Here is a 9792-nt window from a genome sequence, read left to right as displayed (position 1 = left end):
CCGCGGGCGGGCGGGGGGGGGGGGGGCCGCGGGGGGCGGGCCGGGGGGGGGGGCCCGGCGGGGGCCCCCCCCCCGCGGGGGGTCCCGCCCCCCGCGGCGGGACCGGTGACCGGAGGTGACGTCACCTCAGTTCACCCCCTGTCGCCGGGCGATCTGCTTGGCCTGGCTGACCGCGTCCTTCCAGGCGTCGTCGGGCTTCTTGCCCTTGGCCTCGATGTTGGTCAGCTCCGTCATGTAGGGGGCCATGACGGCGGCGTCGGCGGGCGCCTCATAGCTGTCCGGGATGGCCTTGGCGGCCGGGCCGAAGACCTCGATGATCTTCTGTCCGCCGAAGAAGGCGTCGGGACCGGTCATGGCCGGCATCGCATAGGCGGCCGGCGCGGCCGGGAAGATCGCGGCGTCGGTGAATCCGCGGGCGTCGTTGGCGGGGCTCAGGATCCAGCTGATGATCTTGAACGCCTCTTCGGGGTTGCGGCACTGCTTGGGCAGGGCCAGGTAGGAGCCGCCCTGGTTGGCCGGTCCGACCGGGTTGGCGCAGACCCGCCACTTGCCCTTGGTCTGCGGGGCGGCCTGCTCGATGTCCAGCGCGTGCCAGGCCGCGCCGAGCTCGGTGAGCAGGTTCTTGCCGACGGCGGCGTTCCAGGTGTTGTCGTTGATCTTGGCGTCGATGCCCAGCGTGTAGGGGCGGACCGCCGTGGTCCACGCCGAGCGGATGTGGTCCTGGTCGCCGATGAAGTGGTTGTTCTTGTCGATGAACCGCTGGGTGCCCTGGCCGACCGCGATGTTGAACACGGAGCCGATGTTGTTGACCAGGTAGGTGCCGGGGTTCTTCTTCTGCAGCTCGGTGCCGAGCTGGAAGTAGTCGTCCCAGGTCTTGACCAGCGCCGCGACCTTGGCGGGGTCGGTGTCCACCCCGGCCTTGGCGAAGAGGTCCTCGCGGTAGAAGAGTGCGGTGGGGCCTATGTCGATCGGGAAGCCGATCTGCTTGCCGTCCTTGGTCTGCGCGAGCTTGGTCTTCCAGCCCAGGTACTGGGAGGAGAGCTTGTTGAAGCCCAGGTCGTTCAGGTCCAGGAAGCGGCTGGCGTTGGGCAGGAAGGACGCGATGTCCTCGCCCTTGATGCCGGTGATGTCCGGCACGGAGGTGCCCGCGGCGAGGGTGGTGGTGAGCTTCTGCTTGAAGTCGCCGCCGATGGACGCGGTGGTCAGTGAGACCGACGAGGCGAAGTGGGTCTTCGCCTCCGCGACCACCTTGTCGCTGAGCGCGCCGCCCCAGTACCACAAGGTGAGGTTCTTGCCGTTCTTGGTGCCGCCCGAACCGGAGCTGCCGCCGCAGGCGACGGTCAGTCCGGACGCGGCCGCGGTCAGCGCGGCGGCCTGGAGGAAGCCTCTACGTGAAAGGTCCACGGGTCACTCCTGTTGTTCCTGTTCGTGGTGCTGAGGGGCGTTGGACTGTGGGGGCGTTGTGAGGGTCAGTGCTGCCGGGGCGGGGTGACCGGGGCGTGGCGCACCGGCGGCCCGACGTCCGCCGGCAGACGGTCTGCGAGGAAGCCGTACGTCTTGCGCAGGCCGGGGTCGGTCAGCGAGCGCCACCAGCGGTCGACGCCGTACCAGCCGGGGGCCGCGAGGGCGCCGCCGTGGTGCTGGACGGACAGTCCGGCCGCGAGGACGGCGAACCGCAGCCGTTCCTCCAGCGGCCAGCCGCCGAGGGAGGCGGCGACGAAGCTCGCGCCGAAGACGTCTCCGGCGCCCGTCGGGTCCAGGACGTCGACGTCCAGGGCCGGGACCTCGGCGTACTCGCCGGTGGTCTGGTCGACGGCCATCGCGCCGTCCCCGCCGCGGGTGACGACCGCGACCGGCACCAGCTCGGAGAGCGTGCCCAGGGCCGCGACCGCGCTGTCGGTGCGGGTGTAGGCCATCGCCTCGGCCTCGTTCGGGACGAAGGCGTGGCACAGGGCCAGCTGGTCCAGAAGGTCCTTCGACCACTCCTGGGTGGGGTCCCACCCGACGTCGGCGAAGATCTGCGTGCCGTTCGCGGCGGCCTTGGCGAGCCACTCGCGGGGCTCGGCCTCGAGGTGCACGAGGGCGGTGCGTGCCTCGGGCGGGTCGCCCATCAGCACGTCCTGCGAGTACGGCGGCTCCTGGCCGTGGGTGACCAGGGCCCGGTCGTGACCGGCGGCCAGCGAGACGGTGACCGGGGTGGGCCAGCCGTCCGCGGTGCGGGAGAGCGAGAGGTCGATGTCCTCCTGGTCGCACAGCACGTCCCGGCAGTACTCGCCGTAGAAGTCGTCGCCGAAGACCGCGGCGAGGGAGGTGCGCAGACCGAAGCGGGACGCGGCCACCGCGAGGTTCGCGATGCCGCCGGGGCCGCAGCCCATGCCGGCCGTCCAGATCTCCTCACCCGGGGTCGGGGGCTTCCCGAGGCCGGTGAGGACGAGGTCGTAGAAGAGCAGCCCGGTCAGGAGCACGTCGGGCCTGTCGTCGTCCACGCGAAGTGCCTCTCGTCAAAACTCGTCAATTTCGATGACGGGAATCGTGCGCTGCTCCGGGAGATTGGTCAATACCCGAGCAGAACTGAGCATGGATTTGATTGAAGATGACGAGTAGTGTTCACGCCGTGCTGGCAGAACGACGACACCAACTCATCCTGCGGGCCCTGCGCTCCGGTGGTCCCGCGTCCGTGACCGATCTCTCCGAGCAGCTGGGTGTGAGCCCCGCCACGATCAGGCGCGACCTGGTCAAGCTCGAGGAGGACGGCATGCTCACGCGCGTGCACGGCGGCGCCGTCGTGGAGGAGGGCGATCAGCCCTTCGCCGAGGTCGCCGAGGTGCGCGTGGCCGAGAAGGACGCCATAGCCGAGCGCGCCGCGGCCATGGTCGCCGACGGCCAGTCGGTGCTGCTGGACATCGGCACCACCGCCTTCCGGCTCGCCCGCCAGCTGCACGGCCGCCGCCTCACGGTGATCACCAGCAACCTGGTGGTCTACGAGGAGCTCGCCGACGACGAGGGCATCGAGCTGGTGCTGCTCGGTGGCATGCTCCGCCGCGAGTACCGCTCCCTGGTCGGTTTCCTCACCGAGGACAACCTGCGCCAGCTCCACGCCGACTGGCTCTTCCTCGGCACCAGTGGAGTGCGTCCGGGTGGGCAGGTGATGGATACGACGGTCGTCGAGGTGCCGGTGAAGCGGGCCATGATCAAGGCCAGCGACAAGGTCGTCCTGCTCGCCGACGCCGCCAAGTTCCCGGGTACGGGCATGGCGAAGGTCTGTGGTCCCGAGGACCTGGACGTGGTGGTCACGAACGCCCCGGCCGACCCGGCGACCCGCTCCTCCCTGGAGGAGGCGGGCGTCGAGGTGGTCGAGGCAGGAAAGGTGCAAGAGTGAAGCTGACGATTCTGGGCGGCGGCGGGTTCCGCGTGCCGCTCGTGTACGGCGCCCTCCTGGGCGACCGCGGCGAGGGCAGGGTCACCGAGGTCGTGCTGCACGACCTGGACGCCGGCCGGCTGTCCGCGGTGACCCGGGTCCTCGCCGAGCAGGCCGCCCGGGTCGAGGACGCCCCCGCGGTGACCGCCACGACCGACCTCGACGAAGCCCTGCGCGGCGCCGACTTCGTGTTCTCGGCGATCCGGGTCGGCGGCCTGGAGGGACGGGCGGACGACGAGCGGGTGGCCCTCGCCGAGGGCGTCCTCGGCCAGGAGACGGTCGGCGCGGGCGGCATCGCCTACGGCCTCAGGACCGTCCCGGTCGCCGTGGACATCGCCCGTCGGGTGGCCCGGCTCGCCCCGGACGCCTGGGTCATCAACTTCACCAACCCGGCCGGTCTGGTCACCGAGGCCATGTCCCGCCACCTCGGCGACCGCGTCATCGGCATCTGCGACTCGCCGGTCGGCCTCGGCCGCCGTATCGCCCGGGTGCTGGGCGCCGACCCGGGGGAGGCGTGGATCGACTACGTCGGCCTCAACCACCTCGGCTGGGTGCGCGGCCTGCACATCGCGGGCCGCGACGAGCTGCCCCGGCTGCTCGCCGACCCCGACCTGCTCGGCTCCTTCGAGGAGGGCAAGCTCTTCGGCACCGACTGGCTGCAGTCCCTCGGCGCGATCCCGAACGAGTACCTGCACTACTACTACTTCAACCGCGAGGCCGTCCGCGCCTACCAGCAGGCCGAGAAGACCCGCGGCGCCTTCCTGCGCGACCAGCAGGCCCACTTCTACGAGGAGATGCGCGACCCCGGAGCCCAGGCCCTCGCCGCCTGGGACCGCACCCGGGCCGAGCGCGAGGCGACGTACATGGCCGAGAACCGGGAGACCGCGGGCGCCGGCGAACGCGAGCCCGACGACCTCTCCGGCGGCTACGAGAAGGTCGCCCTCGCCCTGATGCGGGCCATCGCCCGCGACGAGCGCACGACCCTGATCCTCAACGTCCGCAACCGCACCACGCTCTCCGTCCTCGACACCGACGCCGTCATCGAGGTGCCCTGCCTGGTCGACGCCAACGGCGCGCACCCGGTCTCCGTGGCCCCGCTGCCCGACCACGCCACCGGGCTGGTCTGCGCGGTCAAGGCCGTCGAGCGCGAAGTGCTCGCCGCCGCCGAGTCCGGCTCCCGGACGACGGCCGTCAAGGCCTTCGCCCTCCACCCCCTGGTCGACTCCGTCAACGTGGCGAGACGATTGGTCGAGGGCTACACGGCCGTTCACCCCGGCCTGGCCTACCTCAAGTAAGCTCCCGCGCGGAAAGCGCTTTCTCCTCGCTTTCTCCCCGCCTTCCCCCTGGAGACCTTTCATGCACGACGAACGCCGCCGGATCGAAGAGCGCGCCGAGCGCCTCCACACCCAGCGCATCCAGCCCGCGGTCTACGCGGCCACCGTCCCCTTCGAGGTGGAGGCCTGGCAGGCCCCGGGGGAGCCGGTCTCCTTCGAGGAGGCCGCGGCCGCGCCGTACGCCCCCTTCGCCATGGACACCCCCTGGGGTCCGCCGTGGGGCACCACCTGGTTCCGGATGCGCGGGCAGGTGCCCGCCGAGTTCGCCGGCCGGCGCGTCGAGGCCGTCATCGACCTCGGCTTCGTCGGCGACTGGCCCGGCAACCAGGCCGAGGCCCTGGTCCACCTCACCGACGGCACCCCGCTGAAGGCGGTCAACCCGCTCAACCAGTACGTCCCGATCGCCAACCCGGCCTCGGGCGGCGAGGAGATCCACTACCTGGTCGAGGCCGCCTCCAACCCGGACATCCTCGCCAACAACTTCGCCGAGCCGACCCCGCTGGGCGACGTCCTCACCGCCGGCGACAAGCCCCTCTACACTTTCAAGCGCGCCGACATCGCCGTCCTCGACGAGGAGGTCTGGCACCTCGACCTGGACCTGCAGGTGCTGCGTGAGCTGATGGCGGAGCTCGGCGAGCACGACCCACGCCGGCACGAGATCCTGCACGCCCTGGACCGCGCGCTGGACCTGCTGGACCTGGACGACGTCTCCGGCTCGGCCGCCGCCGTGCGCGAGGCGCTGAAGCCGGTGCTGGCCAAGCCCGCCAACGCCAGCGCCCACATCGTCTCCGGCGTCGGCCACGCGCACATCGACTCCGCGTGGCTGTGGCCCATCCGCGAGACCAAGCGCAAGACCTCCCGCACCTTCTCCAACGTCACCTCGCTGGCCGACGAGTACGAGGAGTTCGTCTTCGCCTGCTCCCAGGCCCAGCAGTACGAGTGGGTGCGCGACAACTACCCGAAGGTCTGGGCCCGCATCCAGGAGTCCGTGAAGAAGGGCCAGTGGGCGCCGGTCGGCGGCATGTGGGTCGAGTCCGACGGCAACCTGCCCGGCGGCGAGGCCATCGCCCGCCAGCTGGTCCATGGCAAGCGGTTCTTCATCGAGCACTTCGGCGTCGAGACCAAGGGCGTCTGGCTGCCCGACTCCTTCGGCTACAACGCGGCCTACCCGCAGCTCGCCAAGCTCGCCGGCAACGAGTGGTTCCTGACCCAGAAGATCTCCTGGAACCAGACCAACACCTTCCCCCACCACACCTTCTGGTGGGAGGGCATCGACGGCACCCGCATCTTCACCCACTTCCCGCCCGTCGACACCTACAACGCCCGCTTCAGCGGTGAGGAGATGTCCCGCGCGGTCCGCAACTACGCCGAGAAGGGCAACGCCACCCGTTCCCTCGCCCCCTTCGGCTGGGGCGACGGCGGTGGCGGCCCCACCCGCGAGATCATGGAACGCGCGCGCCGGCTGGCCGACCTGGAGGGCTCGCCCAAGGTCGTCGTCGAGCACCCGGACGAGTTCTTCGCCAAGGCCCGCGAGGAGTACCCGGACGCCCCCGTGTGGGTGGGCGAGCTCTACCTGGAGCTGCACCGCGCCACCTACACCTCCCAGGCCCGCACCAAGCAGGGCAACCGCCGCTCCGAACACAAGCTGCGCGAGGCCGAGTTGTGGGCGACGACGGCCGCGCTGCACGCACCGGGCTACACCTACCCGTACGAGAAGCTGGACCGGCTGTGGAAGACGGTGCTGCTGCACCAGTTCCACGACATCCTGCCGGGCTCCTCGATCGCCTGGGTGCACCGCGAGGCGGAGGCCGAATACGCGCGCGTCGCCGAGGAGTTGGAGGCGCTGACCGCCGAGGCGGTGGCCGCGCTGGGCGCGGGCGGCACCCGGGTGTTCAACACCAGCCCCTTCGACCGCGCCGAGGTCATCCGCACGGCGACGGGTTTCCCGACGTTCGTCGAGGTACCGGCAGGCGGCAGCGCGCCGGTCGCGGCGGCCGAACCCCCGGCCCCCGTCACGGTGAACGGCCGCGTGCTCGACAACGGCCTGGTGCGCGTCCAGGTCGCCGAGGACGGCACCCTCGCCTCCGTCCGCGATCTGCGCGCCGGGGGCCGCGAGGTCCTCGCCGAGGCGGGCAACCTGCTCCGCCTGCACACCGACCTGCCCAACTACTGGGACGCCTGGGACGTCGACAAGCACTACAAGAACCGCTACACGGACCTGCTCGACGCCGACGCGGTGGAGATCGCCGACGAGGACCCGCTGCTCGGCTCGATCCGCGTCACGCGCTCCTTCGGCAAGGGCTCGACGATCGTCCAGACGATCACGCTGCGCGCCGGCAGTGCCCGCATCGACTTCGAGACGGACATCGACTGGCACGAGGCGGAGAAGTTCCTCAAGGCCGGCTTCCCGGTCGACATCCGCGCCCCGCACTCCTCCGCGGAGATCCAGTTCGGCCACATCCAGCGGCCCACGCACACCAACACCAGCTGGGAGGCGGCCCGTTTCGAGGTCTCCGGCCACCGCTGGGTGCACGTCGGCGAACCCGGCTACGGCGTCGCGGTCATCAACGACTCCACCTACGGCCACGACGTCTCCCGCACGGTCCGCGAGGACGGCGGTACGACCACCACGGTCCGCCTCAGCCTGGTCCGCGCCCCGCGCATCCCGGACCCGGGCGCCGACCAGGGCCGCCACCGCCTCACCTACTCGCTGCTGCCCGGCGCGAGCATCGAGGACGCGGTGGCCGAGGGCTACGCCCTCAACCTCCCGCTGCGCGTGGCCGATTCGGCGGGCGAGCCGGAGCCGGTGGTCTCCGTGGCCGGTGAGGGCGTCACCGTCGAGGCGGTCAAGCTGGCCGACGACGAGTCCGGTGACGTGGTGGTACGGCTCTACGAGTCCCGCGGCGGCCGCGCGAGCGGCGTCCTGCGCACCGGCTTCCCGCTGACCGGCGCCCAGGTGACCGACCTGCTGGAGCGGCCCCTGGAGGACGCGGAGGTCGTGGACGGCGGCGTCCCCGTGTCCCTGCGCCCCTTCCAGATCCTGACGCTCCGGCTGCGCAGGGGCTGAGGGATGGCCATGCAACCGTGGTTCACCGACGCCAAGTTGGGGATCTTCGTGCACTGGGGCATCTATGCCGTCGACGGCGTCCAGGAGTCCTGGTCCTTCTACGACGACATCGTGCCGCACGAGCAGTACATGTCCCAGCTGCAGCGGTTCACCGGCGCGAACTACGACCCGAGGGCGTGGGCGGACCTGTTCGCCCGCGCCGGGGCGAAGTACGCGGTCCTGACGAGCCGTCACCACGACGGTGTGGCCCTGTGGGACACCGCGTACGGGGACCTCAACCTCGGCAAGGACTACATCGGCCCCTACGCCGACGCCCTGCGCGAGAAGGGCCTCAAGGTCGGCCTCTACTACTCCCACTCCGACTGGAACCACCCCGACTACGCCTCCACGCGCAAGCCGGGCCGCCCGCCGGAGCTGGAGGACAACCGCTACTCCGAAGTGGCGGCCGAGGACGAGGACCTGGCGGCGTGGGAGAGGTTCATCGCCTACCGCGACGGCCAGATCACGGAGATCGCCTCGCGCTTCCGCCCCGACCTGATGTGGTTCGACGGCGAGTGGGACCGCAGCGAGGAACAGTGGCGCATCCCCGAACTGGCCGCGCTGATCAGGTCGTACGTCCCGCACGTCGTCTTCAACGCCCGCATGCTCAGCGAGGGCGATTACGCGACGCCGGAACAGGGCGCCCCGATCGTGCCGCCGGACGGCCCCTGGGAGCTGTGCCTGACGATCAACGACTCGTGGGGATACCAGCACCAGGACCACAACCACAAGTCGCTCGCCCAGCTGATCCGCTACTTCACCGAGACCATCGGTGGGGGCGGCAACCTGCTGCTCGACGTCGGTCCGATGGAGGACGGCACCATCCCGCAGCCGCAGGTCGAGCGGCTGGAGGGCCTGGGGCAGTGGATCCGCCGGCACGCGGAGGCGGTGTACGGGACGGTGCGCGGGCTGCCGGCCGGGCACCACTACGGCCCGAGCACCCTCTCCGCCGACCGCCGCACCCTCTATCTCACCCTGTTCGACGCCCCGCGGGCGGAGATAGGCGTCCGGGGCCTGGCGACGGGGGTCCGCCGGGTGACCGTCCTGGGCACCGGCACCGAACTCGGCCACCGGGTCGTGGGCGGACTGCACGAGGCGGTCGGCGTGCTGTGGATCGACCCGCCGGGGGAGGCGGATCTCGATCCCTGTGCCACGGTGCTGGCCGTGGAACTGGAGGGGGAGTTGGAGCTGTACCGGGGGTCGGGCCGCTTCTGACGACCGCTCACAGATAGCCGTCCCGGCTCTCGTCACGCCGCTTCCGGGCTTCCCGCCGTTCTCGCACCAGTTCGGCCAGGGGAGCCCGGAGCGCGTAGATCCCCACCAGGGCGCCGGCGATGCCCGCCGCCGTGAACAGCCAGTCCCGCATCGAGGTGAAGCGGTGGGACCAGGTGTCGTGCACGTTCAGGCGCACGTCGATCGGCGGGTTGAGCGTCTCCAGGGCGCGCCCTGTTTCCCCTTGGTACGTGATGACGGTGAGGCCGAGTTCGTAGTCGCCCGGCTCGTCGGCGGACACGCTCCACTGCCACACCGCGGACTCTCCCGGCCCGGCGATGGGCTGCCTCGCCTCGGACAGCAGGACCGCCCGCACCTTCTGGCTGTCCGCCGTCAGCCGGGCGCCCTGCATCCCGCCCACCCGGAAGACACGTGTCTGAACGGCCATCCGCACGGCGCGCCGTGACTTCTCGCCGCGCGCGGTGAGGACGACGTCGTACCGCAGGCTGCCACCGACGGGCACCGAGACGGAGGGGGCGTAGGAGAGGGAGCCGTCGAGGAGGTGTTTGCGGTCGTTGACGATCGAGGCCAGTAAGTCGGCCTGGCTCCGTCCCGGCCCCAGGTCCTTCTCGTCGCCGGGCACCCCGCAGGCGGCCAGAAGGAGCAGCAGACACCCACAGGCAGCGATGCTTCTTCTCACCCCTGAGCAGCCCCCGAATCCG

The 9792-nt window shown here is 71.1% G+C and carries 7 protein-coding genes; 4 read left to right on the top strand and 3 right to left on the bottom strand.

All coding sequences use genetic code 11. The features are described 5' to 3' along the window. Positions 1–126: 126 nt before the first annotated feature. Together ABZ453_RS08770 and ABZ453_RS08765 are read right to left on the bottom strand one after the other, a co-directional pair. Positions 127–1404, bottom strand: a complete 1278-nt coding sequence (locus ABZ453_RS08770) for an extracellular solute-binding protein (RefSeq protein WP_359012991.1) — start codon at positions 1402–1404, stop codon at positions 127–129. Positions 1405–1469: 65 nt separating this feature from the next. Beyond that, entirely contained in the window at positions 1470–2486 is a 1017-nt protein-coding gene (locus ABZ453_RS08765) for a carbohydrate kinase family protein (protein WP_359012989.1), read from the bottom strand. A 128-nt stretch (positions 2487–2614) separates the two neighbouring features. Here ABZ453_RS08765 and ABZ453_RS08760 point away from each other — a divergent pair, with 128 nt between their 5' ends. The 4 genes from ABZ453_RS08760 to ABZ453_RS08745 all read left to right on the top strand — a co-directional run bounded on the left by ABZ453_RS08760 (position 2615) and on the right by ABZ453_RS08745 (position 9073). Then, positions 2615–3379, top strand: a complete 765-nt coding sequence (locus ABZ453_RS08760) for a DeoR/GlpR family DNA-binding transcription regulator (RefSeq protein ID WP_356761075.1) — start codon at positions 2615–2617, stop codon at positions 3377–3379. Continuing rightward, positions 3376–4713, top strand: a complete 1338-nt coding sequence (locus ABZ453_RS08755) for a 6-phospho-beta-glucosidase (RefSeq protein WP_133041990.1) — start codon at positions 3376–3378, stop codon at positions 4711–4713. Before ABZ453_RS08760 ends, ABZ453_RS08755 begins: the two co-directional genes overlap by 4 nt. A 61-nt stretch (positions 4714–4774) precedes the next feature. Further along, positions 4775–7819, top strand: coding sequence for a glycoside hydrolase family 38 C-terminal domain-containing protein (locus ABZ453_RS08750; protein WP_359012987.1), 3045 nt, complete (start codon positions 4775–4777; stop codon positions 7817–7819). Between the two features lie 3 nt (positions 7820–7822). Beyond that, positions 7823–9073: an alpha-L-fucosidase gene (locus ABZ453_RS08745; protein ID WP_359012985.1), complete on the top strand. Its 1251-nt coding sequence runs from the start codon at positions 7823–7825 to the stop codon at positions 9071–9073. A 7-nt stretch (positions 9074–9080) separates the two neighbouring features. Here the strand turns inward: ABZ453_RS08745 and ABZ453_RS08740 are convergent, their stop codons facing one another. After that, positions 9081–9770, bottom strand: coding sequence for a hypothetical protein (locus tag ABZ453_RS08740; protein WP_359012983.1), 690 nt, complete (start codon positions 9768–9770; stop codon positions 9081–9083). Positions 9771–9792 lie beyond the last annotated feature (22 nt).

Source organism: Streptomyces sp. NPDC005799 (assembly GCF_040630525.1).
GTDB classification, from domain to species: Bacteria; Actinomycetota; Actinomycetes; order Streptomycetales; family Streptomycetaceae; genus Streptomyces; species Streptomyces griseorubiginosus_B.
This window is presented reverse-complemented; position numbering and strand designations above follow the sequence as displayed.